The organism is Bradyrhizobium sp. AZCC 1693 (assembly GCF_036924745.1).
GTDB lineage: Bacteria > Pseudomonadota > Alphaproteobacteria > Rhizobiales > Xanthobacteraceae > Bradyrhizobium.
Window position 1 is genome coordinate 1,851,173 of sequence record NZ_JAZHSD010000001.1, and the last position, 24,685, is coordinate 1,875,857.

The 24,685-nt window shown below is 61.8% G+C and carries 26 protein-coding genes and 1 pseudogene; 11 read left to right on the forward strand and 16 right to left on the reverse strand.

Annotation, left to right across the window (positions count from 1 at the left end):
• Positions 1-69 precede the first annotated feature (69 nt).
• On the forward strand, positions 70-2,490 hold the full coding sequence (locus V1293_RS09135) for an ATP-binding protein (RefSeq protein ID WP_334508655.1): 2,421 nt from the start codon (positions 70-72) through the stop codon (positions 2,488-2,490).
• A gap of 27 nt (positions 2,491-2,517) precedes the next feature.
• On the opposite strand, the gene V1293_RS09140 is transcribed toward V1293_RS09135, so the two are convergent.
• From V1293_RS09140 to V1293_RS09155, 4 genes are all read right to left on the reverse strand, one after another.
• Entirely contained in the window at positions 2,518-3,933 is a 1,416-nt protein-coding gene (locus tag V1293_RS09140) for a DUF294 nucleotidyltransferase-like domain-containing protein (RefSeq protein WP_334516672.1), read from the reverse strand.
• A 127-nt stretch (positions 3,934-4,060) separates the two neighbouring features.
• Complete coding sequence (locus tag V1293_RS09145) at positions 4,061-4,414, reverse strand: hypothetical protein (protein ID WP_334508658.1); 354 nt, start codon at positions 4,412-4,414, stop codon at positions 4,061-4,063.
• A complete protein-coding gene (locus V1293_RS09150; RefSeq protein WP_334508660.1) occupies positions 4,390-4,635 on the reverse strand; it encodes a hypothetical protein in 246 nt (81 codons plus the stop codon). The genes V1293_RS09145 and V1293_RS09150 overlap by 25 nt, the downstream gene beginning before the upstream one ends.
• Positions 4,636-4,649: 14 nt before the next feature.
• Positions 4,650-5,135: an adenosine-specific kinase gene (locus V1293_RS09155; RefSeq protein WP_334508662.1), complete on the reverse strand. Its 486-nt coding sequence runs from the start codon at positions 5,133-5,135 to the stop codon at positions 4,650-4,652.
• A 149-nt stretch (positions 5,136-5,284) separates the two neighbouring features.
• Between V1293_RS09155 and V1293_RS09160 the strand changes: the two genes are divergently transcribed.
• Complete coding sequence (locus V1293_RS09160; protein ID WP_334508664.1) at positions 5,285-5,713, forward strand: adenylate/guanylate cyclase domain-containing protein; 429 nt, start codon at positions 5,285-5,287, stop codon at positions 5,711-5,713.
• Between the two features lie 105 nt (positions 5,714-5,818).
• Here V1293_RS09160 and V1293_RS09165 read toward each other — a convergent pair whose 3' ends face one another.
• The 6 genes from V1293_RS09165 to V1293_RS09190 form a co-directional block, all read right to left on the reverse strand.
• Entirely contained in the window at positions 5,819-6,139 is a 321-nt protein-coding gene (locus V1293_RS09165) for an NIPSNAP family protein (RefSeq protein WP_334508666.1), read from the reverse strand.
• 18 nt (positions 6,140-6,157) lie between these two features.
• Complete coding sequence (locus V1293_RS09170) at positions 6,158-7,309, reverse strand: ABC transporter ATP-binding protein (protein ID WP_334508669.1); 1,152 nt, start codon at positions 7,307-7,309, stop codon at positions 6,158-6,160.
• Between the two features lie 13 nt (positions 7,310-7,322).
• Positions 7,323-8,162, reverse strand: coding sequence for a carbohydrate ABC transporter permease (locus V1293_RS09175; RefSeq protein WP_334508671.1), 840 nt, complete (start codon positions 8,160-8,162; stop codon positions 7,323-7,325).
• Entirely contained in the window at positions 8,159-8,998 is an 840-nt protein-coding gene (locus tag V1293_RS09180; RefSeq protein WP_334508674.1) for a carbohydrate ABC transporter permease, read from the reverse strand. Before V1293_RS09180 ends, V1293_RS09175 begins: the two co-directional genes overlap by 4 nt.
• 159 nt (positions 8,999-9,157) lie before the next feature.
• Positions 9,158-10,522, reverse strand: a complete 1,365-nt coding sequence (locus V1293_RS09185) for an ABC transporter substrate-binding protein (RefSeq protein ID WP_334508676.1) — start codon at positions 10,520-10,522, stop codon at positions 9,158-9,160.
• A gap of 989 nt (positions 10,523-11,511) precedes the next feature.
• On the reverse strand, positions 11,512-11,820 hold the full coding sequence (locus V1293_RS09190; RefSeq protein ID WP_334508678.1) for a hypothetical protein: 309 nt from the start codon (positions 11,818-11,820) through the stop codon (positions 11,512-11,514).
• A gap of 223 nt (positions 11,821-12,043) precedes the next feature.
• Between V1293_RS09190 and V1293_RS09195 the strand changes: the two are divergent.
• Positions 12,044-12,283, forward strand: a pseudogene (locus V1293_RS09195) (hypothetical protein); the annotation flags it as partial.
• 473 nt (positions 12,284-12,756) lie between these two features.
• On the opposite strand, the gene V1293_RS09200 reads toward V1293_RS09195, so the two are convergent.
• From V1293_RS09200 to V1293_RS09210, 3 genes are all read right to left on the reverse strand, one after another.
• Complete coding sequence (locus V1293_RS09200) at positions 12,757-13,155, reverse strand: helix-turn-helix domain-containing protein (RefSeq protein ID WP_334508680.1); 399 nt, start codon at positions 13,153-13,155, stop codon at positions 12,757-12,759.
• Complete coding sequence (locus tag V1293_RS09205) at positions 13,140-13,451, reverse strand: type II toxin-antitoxin system HigB family toxin (RefSeq protein ID WP_334508682.1); 312 nt, start codon at positions 13,449-13,451, stop codon at positions 13,140-13,142. Before V1293_RS09205 ends, V1293_RS09200 begins: the two co-directional genes overlap by 16 nt.
• A 237-nt stretch (positions 13,452-13,688) precedes the next feature.
• Entirely contained in the window at positions 13,689-14,921 is a 1,233-nt protein-coding gene (locus tag V1293_RS09210; protein ID WP_334508684.1) for an MFS transporter, read from the reverse strand.
• Positions 14,922-15,010: 89 nt separating this feature from the next.
• On the opposite strand from V1293_RS09210, the gene V1293_RS09215 reads away from it, so the two are divergent.
• Positions 15,011-15,601 carry a CGNR zinc finger domain-containing protein gene (locus V1293_RS09215; protein WP_334508686.1) on the forward strand — a complete coding sequence of 197 codons (591 nt, stop codon included), beginning with the start codon at positions 15,011-15,013 and terminating at the stop codon, positions 15,599-15,601.
• 302 nt (positions 15,602-15,903) lie between these two features.
• On the opposite strand, the gene V1293_RS09220 is transcribed toward V1293_RS09215, so the two are convergent.
• Positions 15,904-16,656, reverse strand: coding sequence for a DUF6683 family protein (locus tag V1293_RS09220; RefSeq protein ID WP_334508688.1), 753 nt, complete (start codon positions 16,654-16,656; stop codon positions 15,904-15,906).
• Positions 16,657-16,686: 30 nt separating this feature from the next.
• A complete protein-coding gene (locus V1293_RS09225; protein WP_334508690.1) occupies positions 16,687-17,835 on the reverse strand; it encodes a hypothetical protein in 1,149 nt (382 codons plus the stop codon).
• Between the two features lie 204 nt (positions 17,836-18,039).
• On the opposite strand from V1293_RS09225, the gene V1293_RS09230 reads away from it, so the two are divergent.
• From V1293_RS09230 to V1293_RS09240, 3 genes are all read left to right on the forward strand, one after another.
• Positions 18,040-19,065 carry a hypothetical protein gene (locus tag V1293_RS09230; RefSeq protein WP_334508692.1) on the forward strand — a complete coding sequence of 342 codons (1,026 nt, stop codon included), beginning with the start codon at positions 18,040-18,042 and terminating at the stop codon, positions 19,063-19,065.
• Between the two features lie 82 nt (positions 19,066-19,147).
• The gene (locus V1293_RS09235) at positions 19,148-19,342 is read left to right on the forward strand and encodes a hypothetical protein (protein WP_334508693.1); all 195 of its coding nucleotides are present in this window, start codon (positions 19,148-19,150) and stop codon (positions 19,340-19,342) included.
• Positions 19,343-19,391: 49 nt separating this feature from the next.
• Entirely contained in the window at positions 19,392-19,763 is a 372-nt protein-coding gene (locus V1293_RS09240) for a DoxX family protein (RefSeq protein WP_334508695.1), read from the forward strand.
• Here the strand turns inward: V1293_RS09240 and V1293_RS09245 are convergent.
• The gene (locus V1293_RS09245; protein ID WP_334508697.1) at positions 19,685-20,167 is read right to left on the reverse strand and encodes a MarR family winged helix-turn-helix transcriptional regulator; all 483 of its coding nucleotides are present in this window, start codon (positions 20,165-20,167) and stop codon (positions 19,685-19,687) included. The two genes, V1293_RS09240 and V1293_RS09245, sit on opposite strands and share 79 nt — an antisense overlap.
• A 173-nt stretch (positions 20,168-20,340) precedes the next feature.
• Between V1293_RS09245 and V1293_RS09250 the strand changes: the two genes are divergently transcribed.
• From V1293_RS09250 to V1293_RS09265, 4 genes are all read left to right on the forward strand, one after another.
• Positions 20,341-20,859 carry a flavin reductase family protein gene (locus V1293_RS09250; RefSeq protein WP_334508698.1) on the forward strand — a complete coding sequence of 173 codons (519 nt, stop codon included), beginning with the start codon at positions 20,341-20,343 and terminating at the stop codon, positions 20,857-20,859.
• A gap of 67 nt (positions 20,860-20,926) precedes the next feature.
• Positions 20,927-22,159 (forward strand): flavin-dependent monooxygenase, encoded by a 1,233-nt coding sequence (locus V1293_RS09255; RefSeq protein ID WP_334508700.1) that lies wholly within the window; start codon positions 20,927-20,929, stop codon positions 22,157-22,159.
• 27 nt (positions 22,160-22,186) lie between these two features.
• Positions 22,187-23,212, forward strand: coding sequence for an amidohydrolase family protein (locus tag V1293_RS09260; RefSeq protein WP_334508702.1), 1,026 nt, complete (start codon positions 22,187-22,189; stop codon positions 23,210-23,212).
• A gap of 43 nt (positions 23,213-23,255) precedes the next feature.
• Positions 23,256-24,626, forward strand: a complete 1,371-nt coding sequence (locus V1293_RS09265) for an MFS transporter (protein WP_334508704.1) — start codon at positions 23,256-23,258, stop codon at positions 24,624-24,626.
• Positions 24,627-24,685: the final 59 nt, after the last annotated feature.

A 24,685-nucleotide genomic window follows, 5' to 3' on the forward strand; every position in this document is an offset into this window, starting at 1 on the left:
AATCGCATTACCTCGATCGCCGACTTCGTTGCCTCGCGCTATGGCAAGAGTTCCTTTCTGGGCGGGCTGGTGACCATCATCGCGGTCGTCGGCATCATGCCGTACATCTCGCTGCAGCTGAAGGCGATCTCGACGAGCTTCGCCGTGCTCCAGCACTACCCGGACATCGTGATGCCGGCCAAGCTTGGCTCGACTCCGGTCCTGCAGGACACAGCGCTCTACGTCGCGGTGATCATGGCCGCATTTGCCATCCTGTTTGGCACGCGGCACATCGACGCCAGCGAGCGTCATGAAGGCATGGTGGCGGCGATTGCCTTCGAGTCGGTGGTCAAGCTGTTCGCTTTCCTGGCGGTTGGGCTATTCGTCACCTTCGGCATCTATGGCGGCTTCGGCGAAGTGTTCTCGCGCGCGGCCACCGATCCAGCCCTCGCGCGTCTCTTTACGCTCGAGGCAGCCGGCGGGTACACGAGCTGGATTTCGCTGACGCTGGTCTCGATGGTAGCCATTGTCTTGCTGCCGCGCCAGTTTCAGGTGCTGGTGGTCGAGAATGTGGATGAGCGCCACATCAAGAAGGCCATCTGGCTGTTCCCGGTCTACATGTTGCTCATCAACATTTTCGTCTTGCCGATCGCTTTTGGCGGGCTCCTCCACTTTCCCGGAAATACGGTCGATACCGACACCTTCGTGTTGACCGTGCCGATGGCCGAGCATTTTTGGACCGTCGCGTTGTTCGCATTCATCGGCGGCCTCTCCGCGGCAACGGGCATGATCATTGTCGAAACCATTGCCCTGGCCACCATGGTGTCGAACGATCTCGTCATGCCCCTGCTGTTGCGCTTCGGCCGACTGCATCTCTCGGAGCGCAAGGATCTGTCTGGCCTCATGCTCGCCATCCGCCGCAGCGCCATCATCTTCGTGATCCTGCTCGGCTATGCGTATGTCCGGTTGATCGGCGAATCCTACGCGCTCGTCTCCATCGGGCTGATGTCATTCGTCGCTGCCGCACAGTTCGCGCCCGCTATCCTCGGCGGCATCCTGTGGAAGGGAGCGACCCGCCTCGGCGCTATGGCTGGAATGAGCGCCGGGTTCCTGGTGTGGATCTACACCCTGCTGCTGCCTTCGTTCGCACGATCGGGGTGGATCTCGGAGAGCTTCGTGCAGGACGGCCCATGGGGGCTTGCGCTGTTCAGCCCCTATGCGTTGCTCGGGCTTTCCGGCCTCGATCCCATCGCGCACGCCCTGTTCTGGACCATGGTGATCAATGTCGGACTTTATGCTGCTGTATCGCTTATGACGACGCAGACCATGATCGAGCGCAGCCAGGCCGTACAGTTCGTGGACATCTTCAAGCAGCCGTCCGAGGGCGCGCGCATTTGGCGCGGCAGGGCCACTATTGGCGACCTCCGTCGCCTCTCGAATCGCTTCATCGGTGAGACCTTGACGGATCAAGCCTTCCAGCGCTTCGAGCGCGACCGAGGGCGCCGGCTCGACGATGCGCATGCGGCGGACGCGGACATCGTGCATTACGCGGAGCGGCAACTCGCCGGCGCCATTGGCGCGGCCTCCGCGCGAATTATGATCGCCTCAGTGTTGAGGGAGGAGATGCACGACATCGATGAGGTCATGCAGATCCTCGATGAGGCTTCTCAGCTCGTTGTCTACAGCCGTCAACTGGAGGAGAAGTCGCAGCAGCTCGAGGCTGCGACGGCCGAGCTCAGGGCCGCTAACGAGCGGCTCAAGGAGCTCGACAAGATGAAAGACGACTTCGTCTCGACGATCAGCCATGAGTTCAGGACACCGCTCACCTCGATCCGCTCCTTCAGTGAGATCGTGCACGACAATCCGGACATTCCCGTCGAGCAGCGCAAGATGTTCCTCGGTACTATCGTTCAGGAAACCGAGCGGCTGACCAGGCTTGTCAACGACATCCTCGATCTCGCCAAGATGCAGGCGGGCCAGACGGATTGGCAACTGGCCAGGATCGAGCCAAGGAAGGTGATCGACAACGCGCTCGCCGCAACGGCCGGCCTCTTCGCCAAGAACCCGCGCATCAAGCTTGAGTGCCGCGTGGCCGAGGATCTGCCGAGGATTCTCGTTGACGCCGATCGGATCACGCAAGTGCTCGTCAATCTGATTTCGAATGCGGTCAAGTTCTGCGACAAGGACAATGGTTTGATAACCATTGTTGGGCGAGCAGAAGAAGCGGGGTCCGTCCTGGTCAGCGTGCATGACAATGGTGTCGGCATCGCGAGGGAGGATCACAAGAAGATTTTCGAGCGGTTCCGCCAGGCGGGCGACACATTGATCGGTAAGCCGCAGGGCACCGGTCTGGGGCTGCCGATCAGTTTGCATATCCTTGAGCGCTTCGGGGGTACCATCTGGGTCGAGAGCGAACTCGGCCAGGGTGCGACTTTTTTCGTCCGCATCCCTTCGGCCGCCTCTTCGGCCGAGCTCCCCCACCCGGCCACGGCCGCTGGCGAAATCACTTGACCGCAACGTGGCGGGTTGCGCGCCAGACTAGAGCGAGCGTTCCGCGAATTCCATATTCAGTGTTGCACGCAGGTTTTCGATGGCGCGGAAAGACGCCACGAGATGTTTGTTATCGCGTTGTGAGAGATCAGCCACGGGGACATAGTTGGTGATCTTGCGCCCGGCCTTGAAGTCCTCCAGCTGCTGGCGCAGCAGGAGACGGGTGATATGCCTGAACGCGTCGGCAAGATCCTCATGATCTCCAGCGCTGATGGCCCCCTTCTCCTTGAGGCAGTCAAGCCGGGCGAGAGTCGACGTGGCCGGAATGCCGGCTTTAAGCGCAAGCAGCCGCGCACCTTCCACGAGCGGTAGCGTTCCACGAAGCTTCAGGTTCACCACACCCTGCCGATCCTCTCCATGGTACTCCTTGCGCAAGCGTCCGAACCAGCCGAGTGCCACCTTGTGCTCGGCTTCGATGGCGAACAGGTGTCGGATGAACTGAGGGTACTCCGACGCTACTGCGGTGACATGGGTGCGGAGCTCGCTCGAGAGTGCGGGATCGCCGAACGCATGACGGAAATCGAAGAAGATATCGCAGTTCAACAGCATCTCGGACTCGCGCCGCCTGATCCAGCTGTCGATCTGCCGGCGCCAATCCGACAGGCTCTTGCGCCAGACGGGATTGGTGGCCATAACATCGCCGACGCAGAGGCGAAAGCCGACCGCGTCAAGCATCCGCGTCATGCGCTCGGCAAGTTCCAAGAAATATGCGTCCGCACGCTTGCCCTGGCCGCCGACGTCGTCAGCGAGGATGAAGCCATTGTCCTGGTCGGGCGCCAGAAAGTTTTCGCCGCGCCCACCCGACCCCATGATAATGAGAGCGAACCGCGCAGGAGGTTCCCCCCAGCCGTCGTCGCGCATCGCCGCTTCGACCAGTCTCAAGACACGCTGGTGGATATCGTTGTTGATTTCCGTGAGCAGCGATTGCACCTCCGGTGCCGGAACGTTGTTGTCCAACAGTGCGCTGGCAAGCTGGGCCTGCGCCTCCCTTATGAGGTGCAGGCCCTCGACGCTCTCCTCGTGCGTGAGCTGCTCGATGAGCGACATACTCTCGCTCGACAAAGAGGCGAGCGCTTCGTCCAAGGCGAGCATGCCGATCATCGCTCCGCTCCAGTCCACGACGGGGACATGCCGAAGCTTGCTACGGCGCATCAAGGCGACCGCCTGGAAAAGGTAGTCGTCGGCCCCCGTCACGACGACCGGCGACGTCATCACCGACTCGACGCCTTGATCGGGCTCCGTACGCCACGCGATCCGGCGCACGACGTCCTGTTCCGTCACGATGCCCCTGGGGCGGCCCGCACCATCGATGACGACAGCACAGGACGCAGGCGTCGTTGTCATCAGGCTTACGACCTCGCTCACCGTCGCGCTCGGTGCAACGCGCACAGGCGGCGGTCGCATATGGTCGCGTACGAGGCGCCGGAAGATCTCGGTTTGCGTACTCAAGGGTGGCTTGCTCCGCGGACCCACATGCTCCCAGCACGTCCATCAGGCTTCCATCTCACGCCGGCGTTCTGCGCGTGCGCGATCAAGGAAGCCAACGCTTGCGCCGCTCGTAGCGCTTCACGTCGCGATAGGATTTGCGTGAGCCGGCCTCGTTCAGTCCCAGATAGAAGTCACGAATGTCGGAGTTCGAACGCAGCTGTTCGGCGCTGCCCTCCAGAACGATGCGGCCGGTCTCCATGACGTAGCCATGATCGGCGACCTCAAGCGCCATCGTGGCGTTCTGCTCGACCAGCAGCACGGCGAGCTTCTCCTCGCTCACCAGACGGCGCCCGATGCCGAAGATCTCCTCGACCAGCATCGGCGCCAGGCCGAGCGACGGTTCGTCCAGGAGGATGACCTTCGGCTCTGACATCAGCGCACGACCGATCGCCAGCATCTGCTGCTCGCCCCGGAGAGGTACCCTGACACCTTCGCGCGCCGGTTCTTCAGGACGGGGAAGTAGGCATCCACGCGCTCGATCCCGCTGTGCACCTTCGCCGCGTCGCGCTGCAGATGTGCACCAGCGATCAGGTTCTCCTCCGTGGTGAGGTGCTCGAAGACGCACCGGCCCTCGAACACCTGCGAGATTCCGAGCTTCGTCACCTCGAACGCGGGCATGCTTCATCCAGCCACTACAGCTTGTAGCCGATCTTGCGCAGCAGGTCTTTCCGCCACGCAATGTCGGCGTCGGTTTCGATACCCAGCGGCGAGGCGCCATCCACCACGCCGAGCACGCCGCGGCCCAGCTCCGTTTGTGCGACGATCACCTGTGTCGCGTTGGCCGTCGCGCAATAGATGCGGCAGACCTCCGGCACCGCGCGTACCGCTGCCAGCACGTTGACGGGAAAGAACCCGTCGCCCAGGAAGATCAGGAAAGTGTGGCCGGCGCCGATGGCCGATGCGCTGTCGCGTGCGAGTGCGAGGGCGGGTTCGTCATTACCCGACCAGCGCACCAGCCGCTTACCAGAGGCCTCGCAGAAGACCAGCCCGAAGCGGATGCGCGGAACCGCGCCCACCAGCGCCTCGTGGAGGTCTTCCACGGTCTTGATGAAATGCGACTGGCCGAAGATGAAGTTGGCGTCGTCCGGCTTGACGATGGGCACCACGGTGAGTTCCATGGCTTCGCTCCTGCAGCGCGAGCTACGCAATCGATGGTAAGCCGCCGGAAGGTGATTGCAAGCCGCACAGGCGGCCGATTTCGTCCCTTACTGCCCTGCCATCATGTCAACCAAAGGCACCGTCGACAAGTTTCATCGGCGATGCCGTGATGGGCGATGTGGAACGCCGGCGGCGGATCCCGATCACGTTAGGCTTGCATGTCGGAAACATCGTGGTCGGCAATATCGGTTCAGCCGATCGCAAGAATTACACTGTGCTCGACGCCACGGTGAATCTGGCGGCACGGAAGGCCCTGGTGAGTGATCAAATCATATTGCGGGCGGAGGCTCATTTTCTGTTTCGCAGTGTCGATCGCATCAGCCCGAAGGGCTTCGCGGAAAAAATCCCAATCTTCGAGATCAGATGCACGCGCGAATGCGCGTCAGAGTCGGAAGACAGTTCTGCAACGAGTGGGAAGGAATCTACGCGACGTTCGATGCCGGAAATCTCGCGCACTCGCTCGAGCTGGTGGAAGAATTCCTCCGGCGCCATGCTGACCATGGCGTGGCCAGCTATCACGCCAATGATATCCGGATAGGCCTAAGCAGTGCTCCCAGCAATTCGAAGCTCTCGCCATCGGGAACTCCGGCAACCGAGCCTCTGCAACGGGCCAAGGTGCGGTGGCTGGAAATGATGTCTGTGATCACTTGATGGGTGAGAAGCTGACTGGCACCACGATCTTGTCCTCCTGGTAGAGCAGCGCCCCTAGTTCTTCGTTGCGCCGAAGAAACTCCTGCCAGTCGGGGTCGATGGCCATAGCCGCCCGGCGGCGCTGCCGCTCATCAAGCGTATCGAAGCCCCAGAGGTGCACGACCTGGTTCAGCGGACCGATCTCGGTCTGAAAGAAGCCGATCAAGTTGCCGAGGTGTCGAAGCTGGACCGGCAAGCCGAATTCCTCATAGAGCTTGAGCCATTTGCCAAGTTTCAGGGGATGCATCGTGTAGGTGCGATGATCAATGACCATAGGATGTCCTCGCGATAGTCAGATGGCGAACCGGTGCGCATGTTCCGGTGCCGCGGTGTCGCTTTCGAGCGGCGGCACCACGCGTTCGGTCTGGGGATCGATCAGGTGCATATGCCGAAGCTGCGCGCATAGCCGTAAAGGCTCGCCGGCACCGCACACGCGGCCAGCGTCGCCGATTGCAATATAGGCGGCGCCAGCGAGCGTGAAGGTGATCAGGCTTGTGGCCCCCATCGGCTCGATCACGTCGACCACGCCATCCAGAAACTGGCAATCGCCATCTGGCGGCTCCGCACGGTCGGTGAGATGCTCGGGGCGCAAGCCAATCTCAACTTCAGTTCCCGCATAGGCGCGATAAGAGGCGAACCGGTCGCGCGGCAAAGCGATCGCAGCGCCGTTGCGCAGTTCAGCCGCCAATTCGCCCTTTTCGAGAACAAGTCGCGCCGCGATGAAGTTCATTTTCGGCGAACCGATGAAGCCGGCCACAAACTTGTTCACCGGCGCCCGATAAACCGACATGGGATCGCCGACTTGCTCGATGCGCCCGCTGCGCATAACGACAATCTTGTCAGCCAGCGTCATCGCTTCGATCTGATCGTGCGTGACATAGACGACGGTGGTCTTGAGGCGCTGATGAATGCGCTTGATCTCGATCCGCATCTGAGCCCGCAATGCTGCATCGAGATTGCTCAGGGGTTCGTCGAACAGGAAGGCACGCGGCTCGCGCACGAGGGCACGACCCATCGCCACCCGTTGGCGCTGTCCGCCCGAAAGTTGCCGCGGTTTGCGATCGAGCAAGGATTCGATCCCCAGCATTGTCGCCGCCCGCTGCACCAGGCGTTCGCGTTCCGCCCGTGGAACGCCCTTCATTTTGAGGCTGAAGGCGAGATTGCCGCGCACTGTCATGTGCGGATAAAGCGCGTATGACTGGAACACCATCGCGATGTCGCGATCTTTCGACGCCAGATGCTCCACCGCCTTGCCGTCGAAACGAATCGAACCCTCGCTGACGTCCTCCAGCCCGGCAATCATCCGCAGTGTCGTCGTCTTTCCGCAGCCCGAAGGACCAACGAGGACCGCAAATTCGCCCTCTGCGATGTCGAGGTCGATGCCATGGATCACCGGGACACTGCCGAAGCGCTTCGTCAGTTTCTCAAGCCGAATCTCGGTCATACGTTTTCGGTCCCTAGCCTTTCACGCCGCCGCTGCCCCAGCCGGCGACGAGAAACTTCTGAATATAAGAGAACACGATCACGACGGGAACAATCACCAGCATCCCGCTAGCCATGATCATTCCCCAATCGATGACGCTGGAATTGTAGAGATCGGCAATGCCGATCGGCAGCGTCTTCAATTCGTCGGAGGTGATCAGGATGCGCGCGAAAATATAGTCGTTCCAGGCGAGGATGAACGTAAAGATGCCGGTCGCGATAATGCCCGGCAGCGCCATCGGAAGAACGACGTACAGAACAGCGCGTCCACGATCGGCGCCATCAGTCAGCGCCGCCTCTTCCAGATCGAGCGGGATACTCTGGAAGAAAGTACGCAACATCCATAACGCAAACGGCATGCTGAATGCCGTGTATCCGAGAACAAGGGCGAGATGGGTATTGGCGATGCCGAAATAGCGCACCATCACGTAGAACGGAATGATGATCATGATCGGCGCGAACATGTAGGTGAACAGTATTGTCGCCGCCAGCGTCTCGCGGCCGCGGAAGCGGAAACGTGTCAGGCTGTACGCGCCGGGCGTGGCCAGGGCGAGCGTCAACAGCACCGTTGCAGACGCGACAACGACGCTGTTGCGGAAATAGTCGAGGAAGCGCGTCTCCTCAAACAGCCGCACGATATTGGATAGCGTCGCCTGTTCGGGGAAGAAGCGCGGCGGCCAGTAGAACACCTCTTGCGACGGCTTGAATGCCGTCGCCGCCATCCATGCGAACGGGAACGCCGTGAACAGGAGCAATGCGATAATGGCAATGGTGAGCGAAAAACGCTGCAAAAAAAGCGCGGAACGGCGATTCATAGCTGCTCCTCTCGCCTGAACATCGCGAAATAGACGGCAGCGAAGACCACCAGCAGCAAGAACATCACCACCGAGGCAGCCGCTCCCGTGCCCGCTTCATAGTAATGGAAGGCGCGCAGATAAGCGTAAACCGGCAAGGTGCGGATATATTTTTCCGCGCCGCCGCCCTGGGTCATCAGCCAAACGGTGTCGAATTTGGTGAACATCCAGATCGTGCGAAGCAGCACGACGATGAAGAGAACCGATGCCAATTGCGGCAACGTCACGTGAAAAAAGCGGCTCAACGCGCCCGCTCCGTCCACACACGCCGCTTCATAGAGCTCGGTTGGAATGGTCTGCAGGCGCGCCAGAACCGCGAGAACGACAAACGGAAAGAACTGCCATACCGAGATCAGGATGAGGGACGTCATGATGTAAGTGTGGCCCATCCAGTTGATCGGCTCGTCAGTCAGGCCGAGCTTCACCATGCCGTAATTGACGAGGCCGAACTGGTTGTTGAGCAGCCATTTCCAAAGGATCACGGCCACGACGGTCGGGATCACGTACGGGAAAAGAACGATCCCGCGCACCAGACTACGTCCGGGGAAGTACTGATTGAGAACGAGCGCCGCCCCCACGCCGATAATGATTTGGAGCGCAATCGTCGAAACCGAATAGACGACGCCGCGCCAGACGCTCTCGCTGAACTCAGGATCGGCGAGCAGGAACCAGTAGTTCTCCAGGCCGGCCCAGCTTTGCTGGGGAAAGAACGAATGCTTGTGATGCAGGCTCAGCCAAACCCCGTAGAGGACAGGATAGAGTGTCAGCCCCGCGAGCAGGAGCATGGCCGGCAGCAAGAGCAGAATACCAAGTCTCGCTTGGGAAATCTGCATGCTGGCCGTTCGTCTGTGGTGCGGCGAGTGCATGGTGTGGGACTCAAGAGCGCGAGGAGAAACATGACCGTGCCCGTGGCGGGGTGGCGCCTTCGCCCCCGCCGTTCCGGCCTCACGCGTGCTTTACCACTTGGCGTAGCCGGCTTTCTTGATCAACGCCTCGGCACGAGTCTGCGCCTTGGCTGCGGCTTCTTCCGATTTCTTTCCTTCCACTGCTGTTTCGAGCACCATGTCGCGGATGATGCCGGAGCCGAGAACCTGCATCAGGTAAGGTTTGGTGTTCAGATCCTCGTATTCCACGACCAATGTCGGCCTGGCGAGGTCACCGTCGAGCGCCTCTTGCTGCACTTGCAGCCAGCCGCCCCAGCGCTTCACCATCGGGAGTTCCTTATAGGCAGCCGACTGTCGAAGCGATTTGGTGATCGGGAAGAAGTGGATCGGCACCGACTTGATGTACTCGATATAGTTCTCGTCCTTGTAGAAGAACTTCAGGAATTCCTTCGCGGCTTCCGGATTCTTCGAGCCCTTGAACAGCATCCAGGGCTCCTCATCGACCTGGACGGCGGGCTTGCTGCCGCTCGGTCCGATTGGCTTCATCCAGACATCGAAGTGATCCGTATTCTGCATCTCCTTGGGAACGTACTTCTCGATCAGCGACGCGCCGCGGCCATAGCCCTGGAACATCATTGCCGCCTTTTGACCGTACATATTCGCGAATGTGTCGAGATAGCCGTGACCTTCCCATCCCGGCGGCAGCGCCGTGGTGAGCTCTTTCCAGAAATTCAGCACCTCGATCATTTTCTTGTCGGTGAACAGCGGCTTGTTCTTGTCATCGAAGAGTTGACCGCCATTGGCCGCGATCAGCTCGCCAACGAGGATGTTGATGAACAGGTTGTCGCCCGGAATGGTGAGACCATACACGTCCGGCTTGCCATCGCCGTTGGTGTCCATCGTCAGCGCTTTCGCGTTGGCGATGAGGTCGGACCAGCTCTTGGGTGCTTTCAAACCTTTTTGCTTTGCCCAATCGGCGCGATAGATCAGCAGTGATGTGCCGGCGGCATGGACGAGACCATAATACTTGCCGTCAGCTCTGCACACCTTCTTGATCTGATCCCAGACATTGCTCTCGCCGATGGCCTTCACCACGTCGTCAAGCGGCAGCAGCAGACCTTGTTGCTGCAGCGCTGTGCAGGTGATGGGTTGACCGTGTGAGAGCTCGGGTGGAGCGCCCGCGGCGAGTGCGGCCTGTATCTTTGGCTCCAGGTCACCCCAGGCCAATGCCTCGGCCTCGATCTTGATGTCCGGATGCGCCTTCGCGAAGCGCGCGACGATCTCCGCCATCGCTTTCACCGAGGCCGGGTCGGTCTCGGTATGCCAAACCCGCACAACCTTGGTCTGAGCGACCGCCGCACCGGCCACGGCTCCCGCGAGCAGAATGGCGCAGATCATGCTCAGAGCCAGTTGTCGAACCCTTTCAATGCTCTGCATTTTCTCCTCCCATTTCTTTTCGGCAATGACGCTGCCAGTGCGGTCGTCGGCGTTTCTGGTGCCGGTCTCGCCTGCGAGTGGACAAGGCTTGAACCACTTCGCATGCTCATCATCGGTCTTGCCTTCGTTGACGACGATGTTAGGCGCAGATCCTCAATCGGCTGGGCGCGCCTTTGGCCGCAATCAGCGTCAGCGTTCCGCGCTTCCGGCTGCGCGAGGATCGGCAGAATGCCTACATGCGGCCCTGGCTGCAGAGCTGCGATCGAATCTCGAGACTGCTGGTGCTCCCAGCGCGATCACAGAGCATAGCACAGCGTATTGAGGTTCGTTGTGCCGGAGGAAGTCCCGGCCTTGCCGAGATGACGCGGTGTCGCGGTCCTTCGGTAGTGGCCAAACGCGCCTGGTCAGAATGCGACATGGGTTGAGGTCCTTCGGCGAACCGATTAATCGAGACCCGACGCCGGTGATATTGTTGCGGAGATGGCGCGCACCTCGATCAGGCAGTTTGCCAAATCGAGAAAGTTACCAAGCCATATCAATATGTTATGAAAAGCTTGGCGCTGCCTAGGGGGGACCAACAGCGCCGCTGTGATTTGGGAGCGGCGGCCGAACGCGACCACGAAGGATTCGTGCTTCAGACGGGTAGGAATTGGGCGCTTGGGGCGAAAGAACAGGCTCGGCGCGGGATATTTCCGGGTCCCTTCCTGGACCGCCTAACAGGAAGGACCGCACCACCAGCTGCCATAGCTACGGCCTCGGCGGCCCGACTTGATCGAGGAACCGTTGGCAAGATCAACAACGACGTGACCCGGCGATCTCGATAGCTGCCGGAGGGAGAGCCGCTCGACGCCGTCGGCGTCAAGCGATTCCGCCATGCGGGCTTCGAGCCGCGGCCGATCGATGCCAGCCCGACGTTCCCTCCTGGCGAAACGTGTCGCGCCGCAGCGCTGCGTCGCCCCATAGGACGCCGAGCGGGGGCAATCCGCCTATCAGGATGAGGTCCGGCTTGAGCTCCTTGATCTTGGTGAGCTCCGCGGTGAAATCCTGCTGGTCGGGGCTGACCGGGAACGTCGCAACGATCTCGCCACTGTGGGCTTGAGATACTCACTGAAATACTTGTTCTGGCCCTTGCCGTAGTCGGTGGTGTCGTGGACGACAACAAATTTCTTGTACCCCTGCTTGGTGAGGAAATCCGCGGCCAGCTTGCTCTCGTTGATCATGGTGCCGTTGACGCGATGGATCTCGCGGTAATCGTTGCCGTAGGTGATCTCGGGGAGGATCGCACCCCACACCACCACAGGGAGACCGAAACGTGAATAGGTATCGACCGTCGCGATACCGACGGCTCAGTTCGGTATTAGGTATGGATTTCAATTCCAATTCACGACAAGCGCGGTCCAATAGCCGCCATAACGTTCGCTGCTGACACACGCAGTTCGCAATTTCAAAGTGCGATTGACGAGCACGAGCGGTTTCTTCAACTAATGGCTATGTATTCTCCTGCGTGTGCCAGCCGCAAGCTTAACCTCGCGGCGACTGCGCAAGAAGGTCGAGATGCGCTCCGCCCACCTCAAACGCATCCTCAAGCTGGGTCGGCTGCGACTTCGCGGGCCCTGCGGCGCACGCGACGAGTTCCTACTCCCCGCCACCGCGCCGATCCTGGCCACTCGAACGGCTCCCGCCGCCATCACCCTGCGCAGCTCTCGCTGCAGCGCGTTCAGTTCAGCCTGCTCACGTTGGTTGCCTCTAGATTTTCTTTGATCTCCCGGTGCACACATCGTGCACACGCCGGCCTCCAACTAATTGAAAGAACTAAACTCTCGCTCCAATCCATCACTGGACCGTTCGCCGCCGATTGACCCAATTTGATCACCACATAGCGCGCAACTCCGCCGAATCTACGCTGCGACTTTCCTCCTGGAGCTTCCACGAACGACATTGCTGGTCAAATTCTCGACAGCAAAAAGCCCTTGAAAACATCATGTTTTCAAGGGCTTTGACTGGTTGCGGGGACGGGATTCGAACCCCTGTTTACCCGGGTTCTGGCGCAACACACCGAGCAAATCCAGAGGCACCCTCCGCCCTGCCCCTAGACTTGTCCCTCGGACCAAATTCTAACGAAAAACTCTTGATATATTAATATGTTGGTAGAGGAGTTCGAATCTCTCCGAGCGCGCCATTTCGGAATAAGCTACGGGCGCCAATTAGCGCCGATTTCCGCACCAGCCGAGACGCTATGCTGCCGCCTTTCTTCCGCGCGATCGCGGCGGTGCGATCAATGCTTCCGCCGGTATGCCCCACTCGCGGTGCAGCCGCCAGGCCATCCTCATTGTGAGGGGACGCTTCCTCGTCAGGATGTCGGATGCGCGCTGGCGCGAGCCGAGCAGTCGGCCGAGGTCGGCTTGCGTATAGCCGCCCGTCTCCATCCGGTAACGGATCGCGTCGATCGTCTCAGGCGGTTCGATTGGCCAGCGCCTGCGCTCATAGTCCTCGATGATCAATGCGAGAAGATCAAAACGGTCGGCCTCCGGCGTCCCGGGCTTCGGTTCGTTCTCGAAGTACCGTTCGATCTCGTTCAGCGCTACGTCGTAGTCCGCTTCGGAGCGAAGTGGACGGATTATTTTCTTCGCCATGACACGGTCTCCGGATCGATGCGGTCGTACTCAGCGTGAGTACCGATGAACTTCACGAGCAAGCGGCCGAAGGAAAATGACACGCGGACGACAAGCCGGTATTTGTTGCCGCCCAGATCAAAGATGACCCGATTGTCGCCTGCGAAGTCGACGGTGCTACCAAACTGCCGCTTTATCTCGGCGGGATTTGCCCAACGCGCTTTCGCTGCAACGGCCACCCATGCACGTATCGGACCCTCAGCATGCGGGTAACGCGCCCAAAATTCCCTCAAGGTCCGGCGGGCGATCACCTGCATGTTGGAATCATACCATGTCACCATTCTGGTGACAACCGGATTTGAGGCCAATCGAGCGCCGACGCGCCGGGCAATCGCCCGCGAGGCGTAGTGCAATATCGCAGGGTGTCCCAGCTTTGCCGATTGGAGCGCGTGGCAGGCGGCATCATCATAGCGCTACGGCGAACGAATAGTGCCCATCTTCATCGGCCGCGGCGCGCCATTTCGGTCGGGAACAAGCTCTGTCCTGGTGCTGGGTCAAACCTGGCACACCGGCTCCGCGCGTGGCGTCAAGGCCACGATGAGGGCGGCCAGGATATTGGTCGCGGCGCTGGCGACGATCGGGAGCTCGTAACTGTGGCTGAGATCGAAGGCGAATCCCGCGGCGCTCGGGCCGATCAGCGTGCCGAACGCGACGCTGGTGTAGAGCACGCCGATGATGCCGGAGACATTGCGACCGCCGAAATAGTCCGTCACGACCGCGGGAAGCACGGCCACCCAACCGCCGTAGAACACGCCGAAGACGAACGCGAAAACGGCCAGGGACCAGACGTTGGCCGAAAGCGCCCAGATCGAAAGCGAAGCCGACATGCCGATGAACATCATCAGCAGCGAACGCTCCCGCCCCATGCGGTCGGCGATTGCTCCGAGGAAAAAGCGGCCGGCGGTGCTGCCGATTCCGATCACGCTGAGCAATAGGGCGGCCGTGGCCGCGGCGATATCGTGATCCCGCGCAAAAGGCACCAGATGCACGAAAGGCACGAACACGCCGAATGAGCAGATCAAGCAGGCCGCATAGAGGCTGATGAAGCGCCCCGATCGGATCGCGTCGCGAACCGAAGTGCCGCCCGCTTGCACAGATTGCGCCTGCTCATCGCCATCAGGATTGAGACCGCGGCCGCGCGGGTCATTCTCGATCAGCAATGCCATCCCGCCGCCGACAACGAGCGCGAGCACGGCGAGCACGAGATAAGCGCCGCGCCAGCCGAGAGCGCTGATCAGGAGCGAGGCCAGCGGCGGCATCACCAGCGTGCCCACCCCGATGCCGGCAACTGCCAGCCCGGAGGCAAAGCCGCGGCGGCGCACGAACCAGCGCTGCACGGCCCCGATCGCGGGCACATAGGCGCAACCGCAGCCAAGTCCGACACCGAGGCTGTAGGCCGCATAAACCTCGACCAGATTCTGCGCCGCGCTGGCAAGCGCCAGCCCGACGCCAAGCAGGACCATGCCGATCACAGCGAACGGACGCGAGCCGAAGCGATCGGCCAGTGGGCCGCTGATGATCCCCAGCCCGAAATACAGAAAGCCGGCCAACGAGAACACCAGCGACACCGAACCGCGCGAGGCGCCGAAGTCGCGCTGAAGCTGCTCGAGGAACGCGCTGAAGGTGTAGGCGCTGCCAAAGCCCAAGAACGTGATTGCGAAGGCGGCTGCGACCACCCACCAGCCATAGAAGATGCGCGGTTCCGCGCGGGGCGTTCGGAGGTTCATGATGGACTCCCGCTCCGGTTGCACACGAGTAAACATACTATACCGGTGTCTGTTGCATGAAACCAGTAAAAGTGATTTGATGGTGTTCGATGTCGAAGCAGTCGCGACGGTTCCAGGTTCCAGATGCGCTGGCCAATCTCTACGATTTCGCCAACACGCTCGACGTGCGGCATTTCACGCATCACGGCGTGCCTCACCGGCAGGACGATGAGCTGACGAGCGCGGACGATCTCGCCGCCTGGATGGCGCAGCGCAAGCTGGCGCGGCCGGCCGCGAAAATCACGCCGGCGATGTTCGAGGCTGCGCTCGGCTTGCGCGCGAGCCTGCGGGATTATTTGCAGCACGATCCGGCGGAACGGCGGAGCAGGTGCGCAACGCGTGCGCTGAACGCGGCGATTGCCTCTTTTCCGCTTCGTGCCGAGCTCGGCGACGAGGCAGGGGTTGCACTGCGGCCGACTCGCGACGATGCGCTTGCAGGACTGTCCGCGGTCGCAGCCGAGCTCTATGACGGCGCGCGCGATGGATCGTTGGATCGGCTGAAGATGTGCGCTGCGGAAGAGTGCCGGCGGGTGTTCTTCGATCGCTCCAAGCCGGCAACGCGGCGCTGGTGCATGTCAAACTTGTGCGGCAACCGCATCAAGACCAGAGCCTATCGCGAGCGCCAGCGCGGCAGGAAATAGACCAGAAGCGTCCTGCAAAGCGCGTCAGCGCGTTGCAGGCACGAGTTGCAAACTGGCCACATCACGTCGATCCCGGGTGATCAGCACAAAGGGGGAAGCGAGCACATTGCGATATTGGCAAGACGCCCGCCCTCGAGGTGTAGCGTAAGATCGCAGGCCGTCGCAGATTCCCCGATTGGAGCGCGTGCCTGGGCGCGGCATCATGGCGCCACGGCGAACGAGTAGTGCCCATCTTCATCGGCCGTGGCGCGCCATTTCCCCGCGGTCAATGCTGCGCCGGTGTTGCCGTTCAGGTTTCAGCGTCAGGACTTTCTGCGGAATCCCTGTTCGGTGAGTCGCAGCTGCGACATGTCGATGCCGACCTGCGCCACCAGCATTGCGGCCACTGACTGTCGGACCTGCTTGAGCCGCGCGGGATCGCCGCTGCGCAGGGCCTCTTGCCTGGCGATAGTGCTGAGCACGGCCTGATAGGCAATCTGCTCGGCCCAGTCCTGGCGCTCGGCATTGGTCATCGCGCGCAGCGCCGGCGTGCCGAGAAAGATGTCAAGCACCTGCCGGCGGATTCCCTTGATCTGTGCCTTGCTGGCCGTGCTGCCGCTGATCGTCTCCCACGAGACCTGCAGCAGAACCGCCATGTCGTCGGCGAGGTTGCGGCTCGAAAAGCCGTTCGCGGATATGACGCGTTCGAACTGCTTGAGCACGGCGTCATCGGCGAAGGCTTTTTCCAGTTCGGCGCGCAGCGCAGCGTCCGGCCCACTGATGACCTCGATCACCCTGGCGCGGGTGCGCTCGGTGCGCTGGGGGTCGGGCGTATAGCTCACCGCCGCGTCGATCTGCGCTGATGTCGTCAAGGCCGGCAGCGAGGCAGCAGGGCGCGACGGCGCAGCATCCCCGAGCCGCCGCGTGCCGCTGAGGATCGATTGGCTGAGCGCAAGGCTTCCGTAGCTGCGCCCCATGCTCGCCGTGGCGCGCCCGCTCCGCTGGGCGAGGGCCTCATCGCTGCAAAGGCACGCGGACAGGATCGAGAGGAGAGCAATCGAGACGACGCGATTCATGTCAGGCTCACATTTCGCTGTGTGGAGGGCTCACGGGATTGCGTAGATCAGCGCGTCGTTAGCGCTATTGGTGGAACAGATGGCGGCAAGCCGGCGTGCATCGTGCGACCAGCCGATCCGATAGCCGACGTTGCCTCGGATCGGAAACGAGGCAAGCCGCTCCATCGAGCCTCTCACGTCCCAGATATCGATCAGGGTGCGCCACTCGCCATGCGGCTTCTTGGCGGCATAGACGATCGCAAGCCGGTCATTGTTCGGCGAGAACGACGCAAATAGCGCGGTGACGTCCTCCCAGCCGGCGGGTCCGACGAGCACGCCCACCGAACTCGTGCCGCAGATCGCCGCCGACAACTCGCGGCTCGGGGCGGATCGACCAACCTGAACCGGTGCGCCGGATATGGCGGTCGGTAGCAGCACGACGGTTTTGCCATCGCGGCTGCGGACGCTCCCGAGATTGCTCTGCCCGACATGGCCCTGCGGGCGACAGCTGTCGGCCGGATCGAAGCCAGGTGCGGGACTGGATTCGGATGCCGCCCCGGCGAGGCGAAAGCTTCTTCGCCGCGAGGCATCGCCTGTCAGGATGTCGTTTCCATTCTCCGAGAACGCCACGTCAAAAAACAGACGGTTGCCGAGCGCTTCGGCCGGTACGGTGATGACGGGCGTGCCGCTCGGCAAATTCAGGACGCGAATGCCGGCAGCGCCCCAGGCGGCGGCCTTGTCGCCGGTTGCCGAGACGGCGACCCTGACGTCTGGTCCGAAATCGTCGAGCGACGTGCGCCATGTCTCCCGTCGTTCCGCGATATTGAATCCCGCCAGGATGACTTTTGTCGTGTCGCTGCGAAGCGGGCCGCCGAGCAACAGCGTGTCGCCATTCGGCGAGAGCCGGACTGTTCCGGTGATCGTCACTGCGATGCCAGGGATGAGCAAGGAGGCAATACATCCGCCGCCACGTTTCGGGTCACGGACCGGCGACGAGCAGGACGGCTCGTCGAACGAAAGATTGGGAGCGAACTGAACCCAGGCCGCTCCCCCGATTGCGCCGATGAGCACGACGAGTGCGAGGCAGATCAGAAGTCGACGCCGCAACATCGATGCGTTGCCGCGCCCGGTCCGCGCGTCCTGGCGATCGACCGGCAGGCCCTCCGTATCGGCCGTTTCGCCACCTGCTGATAGGGGCATTCGGAAAAGCTCGCTACGCCTCGACCCGAGAAATGCGATCCCAACTCTTGATGATCATCGATCACGAATGGCGCAGGATCATGGCGGCGGCCGCAGGCAAATGGTTGCGTGCGAGCCACACTCGCGTACGTTGAGTTGTTCGACGCCGTCAGTTGCCTCTCCTTGCCATGCAAATGCCAGGATCCGTGCGGTACGAAAGTCGCCATGAGTGATGCTCAGGGCTCGGCACAGGCTGTGTTGCTCAAGGGCTGGATGGCAACCGTCCGGCAGATCGCGACGCGCAGCGCGCATGCGATCGTGCAGTGCCCTGCTCCACCGGCGCGATTGACGCGTGACGACTGCGCGGCGGCCGGCTTCAGAATGCTCGGACCAATGTGCGCCTGCTATCACTCGGATGTCTTCTTTCAGGTGAATTTTTCGGCTGATTTCGTGCACCGGACGATGTTGATCGAGAGACGAAGGCGGTGGGGACGCGCGGGCTGGCATGGCGCATTGCTGTGGATCGACGGCGAGCCGGTTCCTGTCCCCGTCGATCTGAATGGTCATCCGCAGAGCGCAACCCTGTCGCGCTGGCTCAACCACCGCTTTGCGACGGATTTCCCGACGGCCGAAGACAATCCGCTGCGGGCGCTGTTGCTCTGGGCCTGGCAGAGCGAGGTCGCACTGATTGCGGATGAACAGCGCAGCTTCACGAGGGATTTTCCGGCGCCGCCTCGTTTGCTGACATGCGAGGATTGCGAAGCGATCGGTTACGAATTCCATGATGAACGCAGCGCCTGGAATTTCCTGGACGGCACGGCAAGGAGTACGGTTCGCGTCGATTTCTCGCCCGACCTGCGACATGCCGCCGTGTCTGTCATGGGAGCGGATTGGTGCGGCGCGCTGTTGTGGGTCGACGGCGAGCCGGTCCCGGTCCCGCGTACCCGGGACGGCGAGCCCGTGTGCGAGCAATACCCGGCCTGGCTGGACAACCGCTTTGTCTACGCGCAGATCGGCGGCCTGTGGGACCATCCGTTGCTCGACCCGAGCAAGATCAATTTGCTCGGCAACATCCGTGGCATACTCGTCTGGGACGCCGTGAAGCGTATGCTGCACGTCGAACGTCCTGAGCCCGCCCAGGCGTGGACCAGTCCGCTGGCGGATGCGCAAGACGGCTCGTTGCGCATCTACGCCAACGGCGAGGCGTTCAGGCAGAGGCGCCACGACCGCGTGCTGTCCGTCCCTGACTGAGTGCTACGGCTTGTCCATACCGGACCCTCCCCATTTTGGCGGCAGGGGGCGAGCACGTCCTCGTGGGCCATCGGAGATGGGCATGACCACAAGAACCTTTTGCACGCTTGCCGCCGCCATCTTTGCCCTGATCGCAGTTCTGCAGTTGATCCGGATTGTGATGGGGTGGTCCGTCACCTTGAATGGCGTCGATGTGCCGCTCTGGGCAAGCTGGATTGCCGTCACCGTGGCGGCCGCGTTGAGCTTCATCGGCTTCCGCGCCGCCATGCGTGGCTAAAGGCCTGGCAGAATCCGCCCCAACCAGCAAGCCGCTCGAGCGCGCCGGCATGCTTCTGCGACACGACGAAAACGGACGCACGTTTGGCGGCATCCAGCTTGCCCGGGTCGCGGCCATCGGCCTGGTCCTGTACACGGTCGTCGTCACGATCGCGTTCCACGGTTTCTGGGGACTGGAAGGCGCCGCGCGCTTTGCGCGGTACATCCATTTCATGAAGAACGTCGGTTTGGCCGGAGCGTTCATCATCATCGCAGGCGTCGGCGCAGGCGCGTGTTCGCTCGACGCGCTGCTCGGCAAGCGGCGGCAGGCGAACGCCGGTCTGGCAAAAAAGGCGAGGAGACGTCAACCTTTTGGTTTTGCCGCCTTGCGCGCCTTGTTCGCTTCCTCGATCTCGGGTTCGAGCGATTTCAGGCTCTCGTAGATCTCCGCCAGAATTGTCTTCAGGTCCGAAATGTTCTTCGACGGAAAATCGCGCACCGCAACCTCCTCGAAGTGGATGGCGATCGGGATCAGTTCTTCAACCAGTGTCCGCCCCTTCGGCGTGAGATTGATCGCAACGGTGCGGCCGTTGTCCTTCAGCCGCGCGCGCGTGACGAGGCCACGCCGTTTCATCTCGCCGACCAGCCGCGACAACGTCGATATCTCGACCGTCGTCATCGCAGCGAGATCGCCGAGCCGCTGGTCGCCGGTTTCCCAAAGCGCGGCCATCACGCGATACATCGGCAGGGTCACGCCATAGCCGGCAATGCGCCTGGAAAACAGCTCCCCCATCTGCACGCCGACGCGGTTGAGCAAATAGGGAAAGGAATTTGTCAGCCTGTACAAAGTCTTGCGTCCTGCCCTGGTGCAACTTTTGCAATCCTCCCATAGCCGGACGCCGATCGCTTTTCAAGGCAATTGTTGCATTTGAAAATTTCTCTTGACCGATATTTGCAAATGCAATTATTGTTTGAGAAAGTTAAGCCGCCAGACGAGAGCGGATTTCAGTGGAGGAAACCATGTCGCTGGATTCGGCATCCGACGAATTGCGTGAAACGTTCAAGCGCGCATTGCGGCGATTTCCCGCGGCGGTGTCGGTCATCACCTCGGCCGACCAGGATCGCCGGCACGGGATGACGGCGACCGCCGTGACGTCGCTGTCGCTTGATCCTCCTTCCCTGATCGTTTGCATCAACCAGGCAACGCTGCTGCATGACATCATGCTTCTGGCACGCCGGTTTTGCGTCAACGTGCTGCGCCGTGATCAAGTCCCGCTTTCATCCGCCTTCAGCGGCGCGCTCCCGGCCGAGGAGCGGTTCGGACTCGGCGACTGGAAGACGTCGGCCGAGGGCGTCACCTACCTCGCCGACGCGCAAATCAACATCTTCTGCAAGAAGGCAGCCGCCGTGCCCTACGGCACGCACACGATTTTCATCGGCGAAGCCGAGACCGTGAACGTGCGCGATCCGATCGAGCCGCTGATCTACCAGGATGCGACCTATTGTTTCTCGGTGCCGCACGACAGCCAGGCTGCATGAACTGCAGCCGGGCTGCGTGAACCGCGCCCGCCACCTGTTCAACCAATCGAAGACACGGAGCAAACCAATGGTATCAGTCGCCCAGTTGAAGGACGTGCCGGCGTCACCGTCGCTTCGCCCTGATATTGCCGAGTTGCGCAGCCGCGTGGCGCAGATCGCACCGCAGATCAAGGCGCGCGCCCACACCACCGAAAAGGCCGGCCGCGTTCCCGAAGAGAACATCATTGCGCTCCGCAACATTGGTTATTTCGACATCGTCAAGCCGGCGATGTTCGGCGGCTACGAGCACGATTTCGACGTGCTGGTCGAATTGAACATCGAGCTTGCGAAAAGCTGCGCCTCGACGGCATGGGTCGGCGGCCTGCTCGCGGCCCATCAATGGCTGATCGCGGGATTCCCCGAAGCGGCGCAGTGCGACGTCTGGGCCAGCAATCCCGACGCGGTGGCCTGCGGCTCCTACGCGCCCGCCGCCAAGGCGATCGAGGTCGACGGCGGCTATTGCCTGACCGGACGCTGGTCGTTCGCGAGCGGCTGCGACAACGCGCAATGGTCGTTGTGTGCGGCGCTGTTGCCATCGAAGACCGAGAGCGGCCAGTTCGCGCCGGCCTTCCTCCTGGTCCCCGCTATCGACTACGTCATCGACGATACCTGGAACGTCGTCGGCCTCAGCGGCACCGGCAGCAAGACGCTGGTGCTATCGGACGTATTCGTGCCGGCGCACCGCCTGCTGTCGTTCGCCGACACCACATCCGGAAAGACGCCGGGCGCCGCGCTCTATGCCGCCAACCCCACCTTCTCGATCCCGATGCTGTCGAACATTCCCTCCTGCCTGGCATCGGCCGCGGTGGGCGCCGCTGCCGGCGCGCTGGAAGACTATCTTGCCGTCACCTCCAGGCGAATTACCCGGGGCGCGGTGGCCGGCCACAACAATCGCATGGCGGATTTTCCGACCATCCAGTTGCGCGTCGCGGAAGCGGCCGCCTCGGTCGATGCAGCCTGTGAAGTGCTGCTGCGCGATCTCAGGGATCGTGCAGCGACAATCCGCGGCGGCAGTCCGGTCTCGGTCGAGGATCGCATCGTCAGCCGCCGCGGCCAGGCCTTTTCGGTCGCACTCGCCATACGCGCCACCGAAGCGCTGAACGCATCGACCGGCGGGCTCGGCCTCGATCTTTCCAACCCGGTGCAGCGCGCCTGGCGCGACGCCAACGCCGTCGGCCGCCATATCAGCATGAACTGGGATGCCGTCGGCACCATGTACGGCCAGCTCGCGCTCGGGCTGACGCCGCAAGGTCAATATTAATCAACATCAGACATCAGCGAGGACGACATGCAGGGCAAGATCGCACTAGAGGAACATTTCGCCATTCCGGACACGCTGATGGATTCGGCAGGTTTTGTGCCGGACTCCTATTGGCCGGAATTGAAAGGGCGCTTGTTGGACATCCAGGACAAGCGGCTGGCCCAGATGGACCGGCACGGCGTCGAGATGATGATCCTGTCGCTGAATGCGCCCGCCGTGCAGGCGATTCCCGACGTCGCCCGCGCCAACGAGATTGCGATCCGGGCCAATGATTTCCTCGCCGAGCAGGTCGCGAAACGGCCGTCGCGCTTTCAGGCCTTCGCCGCGCTGCCGATGCAGGACCCTGATCTCGCGACCAAGGAACTCGAACGTTGCATCAACACGCTCGGTTTCCGCGGCGCGCTGGTCAACGGCTTTTCGCAGATCGGCGACGGCAAACGCCCCGTTTATTACGACCTGCCGCAATACTGGCCGTTCTGGGCCGCCGTCGAGAAGACCGGCCTGCCCTTCTATCTGCATCCGCGCAATCCATTGCCGGAAGACTGCGCGATCTATGAGGGACATCCGTGGCTGATGGGCCCGACCTGGGCGTTCGGACAGGAGACCGCGGTACACGCGCTGCGCCTGATGGGCTCGGGCCTGTTCGATGCCTATCCAAAACTCAAGATCATCCTGGGCCATATGGGCGAAGGCCTGCCCTACAGCATGTGGCGCGTCGATCACCGCAACGGCTGGGTCAAGGCGCCGCCGAAGCACAAGGCGAAAAGGAAGATCTGCGACTACTTCAACGCCAACTTCTTCCTGACCACTTCTGGCAATTTCCGCACCCAGACGCTGATCGATTCCATTCTCGAGATCGGAGCGGACCGCATCCTGTTCTCGGTCGACTGGCCGTTCGAAAACGTCGATCATGCCTCCGACTGGTTCAACAGCGCCAGCATCAGCGAGAACGATCGCCACAAGATCGGCCGACACAATGCGATCGACCTGTTCAAGCTTGACCTCGGCGAAGCCACCGTCGCCGGGCACGGCATCCATCAAGCCGCGGAATAAGCGGTCTCATACGACATAATCACCATCTGGGAGGGATACCGCGATGACTGCGAAAGCAATCGATCTTCACGAGGAACTAGCCGAGGCAAAGGTCGGTAAATTTCACTGGCGTCTCGGCGCCATCATGGGATTGCTCACGCTGTTCGACGGATATGACACGTTCAATCCGGCCTACGTCATTCACTATGTCGCAAAGCCATGGGGCCTGCAGGCCGGCCAGGCGGGATTGCTGATCTCAAGCGGACTGGTCGGATTCCTGCTCGGAGCTGCCATTCATGGCATCATTGCCGACCGTCTCGGCCGCCGCGGCACCCTGCTCGGGGGCCTGTGGATCACCAGCATCTTCACCCTGCTGACCGCGACGTCCGCGGACTCGTTCCTGTCGTTCTGCATCCTGCGGCTTCTGACCGGCATAGGGCTCGGCGTGCTGTTGCCGCTTGCGACCACCTACATCAACGAGCTGGCGCCGCGGCGGGTGGCCAACACCTTTGCGCTGTGGGGCGTAGCCCTCGGCTGGGCGCTCGGCGGAACCCTCGCCGGTGTCGCCGGCGTGTTCGCAACGCCTGTGTTCGGCTGGACGGCATTGTACTGGCTTGGCTCGCTGTCGTTCCTGCTGCTTCCCTTCATGCACCTGATGCTGCCGGAATCGCCCAAGTTTCTGGCGCTGCAGGGCCGCGTCGACGAAATCCGCGACATGCTGACCAAGCTCCGTCCGGAGCGTGCCAATGTCTACAAGTCGGCCGAAATCGCCGTCGGGGAGTCCGAGAAGCCGGTCAATTCGGTGGCGGTGCTGCTCCAGGCCAAATATCGCCGGACCACGTTTGCGATCTGGGCGTCGGCGTTCCTCAGCCTGTTCTGCATCTTCGGCCTGTCGGGTTGGATTCCCACCGTGATGATGCAGCGTGGAGAAACCTTTGCGGCAAGCTTCGGCTTCGGCGCGCTGATGCAGATCATGTCGTTCGTCGGCGCTCTCGTGCTTGGGCATCTGGTCGACAAGTCCGGCAGCAGCCGCGGACTGATCGCAACCTGGTGGGCGATTGGCGGCCTCGCCGTGCTGTCGCTCGTGGTGCTGAATGATCACATCGTCAACATCACGTCGGTCGCAGCCGCCGGCTTCTTCATCATCGGTGCCCAGTTCGTGCTGAACAACTTTACCGCGGCTTCCTACGAGACCGGCGTGCGCGCCACCGCGGTTGGAATGGAACTCGGGGTCGCGCGCGTCGGCGCCATTCTCGGACCATTCGTCGCCGGGGCGCTTCAGCAATATTACCAGAGCCCGACGCCGATGTTCCTGTCGATCGGCATCTCGGCGATCGCGGCCGGAGGCATCATCCTGCTGGCCCGGCGGCCAGCGAGCGCAGATAGCCTTGAAGAGACGGCCGGCTTGCGCAAGGTTGCACAGCCCGCCTCCTGAAGCGGGGTGTCAATGCGGAAAGTCCGGCTCCGGAAGCGATCCGGGGCCGGCTGTCTCTG

What these genes read in the sequence shown, in the direction of transcription:
- V1293_RS09140 (WP_334516672.1), bottom strand. Translation starts at nt 3,933, where the DNA reads ATGCGACCGCCGCCTGTGCGCGTTGCACCGAGCGCGACGGTGAGCGAG.
- V1293_RS09145 (WP_334508658.1), bottom strand. Translation starts at nt 4,414, where the DNA reads ATGCTGGCGATCGGTCGTGCGCTGATGTCAGAGCCGAAGGTCATCCTC.
- V1293_RS09150 (WP_334508660.1), bottom strand. Translation starts at nt 4,635, where the DNA reads ATGCCCGCGTTCGAGGTGACGAAGCTCGGAATCTCGCAGGTGTTCGAG.
- V1293_RS09155 (WP_334508662.1), bottom strand. Translation starts at nt 5,135, where the DNA reads ATGGAACTCACCGTGGTGCCCATCGTCAAGCCGGACGACGCCAACTTC.
- V1293_RS09160 (WP_334508664.1), top strand. Translation starts at nt 5,285, where the DNA reads ATGGGCGATGTGGAACGCCGGCGGCGGATCCCGATCACGTTAGGCTTG.
- V1293_RS09165 (WP_334508666.1), bottom strand. Translation starts at nt 6,139, where the DNA reads ATGGTCATTGATCATCGCACCTACACGATGCATCCCCTGAAACTTGGC.
- V1293_RS09170 (WP_334508669.1), bottom strand. Translation starts at nt 7,309, where the DNA reads ATGACCGAGATTCGGCTTGAGAAACTGACGAAGCGCTTCGGCAGTGTC.
- V1293_RS09175 (WP_334508671.1), bottom strand. Translation starts at nt 8,162, where the DNA reads ATGAATCGCCGTTCCGCGCTTTTTTTGCAGCGTTTTTCGCTCACCATT.
- V1293_RS09185 (WP_334508676.1), bottom strand. Translation starts at nt 10,522, where the DNA reads ATGCAGAGCATTGAAAGGGTTCGACAACTGGCTCTGAGCATGATCTGC.
- V1293_RS09200 (WP_334508680.1), bottom strand. Translation starts at nt 13,155, where the DNA reads ATGGCGAAGAAAATAATCCGTCCACTTCGCTCCGAAGCGGACTACGAC.
- V1293_RS09205 (WP_334508682.1), bottom strand. Translation starts at nt 13,451, where the DNA reads ATGCAGGTGATCGCCCGCCGGACCTTGAGGGAATTTTGGGCGCGTTAC.
- V1293_RS09210 (WP_334508684.1), bottom strand. Translation starts at nt 14,921, where the DNA reads ATGAACCTCCGAACGCCCCGCGCGGAACCGCGCATCTTCTATGGCTGG.
- V1293_RS09215 (WP_334508686.1), top strand. Translation starts at nt 15,011, where the DNA reads ATGTCGAAGCAGTCGCGACGGTTCCAGGTTCCAGATGCGCTGGCCAAT.
- V1293_RS09220 (WP_334508688.1), bottom strand. Translation starts at nt 16,656, where the DNA reads ATGAATCGCGTCGTCTCGATTGCTCTCCTCTCGATCCTGTCCGCGTGC.
- V1293_RS09225 (WP_334508690.1), bottom strand. Translation starts at nt 17,835, where the DNA reads ATGCCCCTATCAGCAGGTGGCGAAACGGCCGATACGGAGGGCCTGCCG.
- V1293_RS09230 (WP_334508692.1), top strand. Translation starts at nt 18,040, where the DNA reads ATGAGTGATGCTCAGGGCTCGGCACAGGCTGTGTTGCTCAAGGGCTGG.
- V1293_RS09235 (WP_334508693.1), top strand. Translation starts at nt 19,148, where the DNA reads ATGACCACAAGAACCTTTTGCACGCTTGCCGCCGCCATCTTTGCCCTG.
- V1293_RS09240 (WP_334508695.1), top strand. Translation starts at nt 19,392, where the DNA reads ATGCTTCTGCGACACGACGAAAACGGACGCACGTTTGGCGGCATCCAG.
- V1293_RS09250 (WP_334508698.1), top strand. Translation starts at nt 20,341, where the DNA reads ATGTCGCTGGATTCGGCATCCGACGAATTGCGTGAAACGTTCAAGCGC.
- V1293_RS09255 (WP_334508700.1), top strand. Translation starts at nt 20,927, where the DNA reads ATGGTATCAGTCGCCCAGTTGAAGGACGTGCCGGCGTCACCGTCGCTT.
- V1293_RS09260 (WP_334508702.1), top strand. Translation starts at nt 22,187, where the DNA reads ATGCAGGGCAAGATCGCACTAGAGGAACATTTCGCCATTCCGGACACG.
- V1293_RS09265 (WP_334508704.1), top strand. Translation starts at nt 23,256, where the DNA reads ATGACTGCGAAAGCAATCGATCTTCACGAGGAACTAGCCGAGGCAAAG.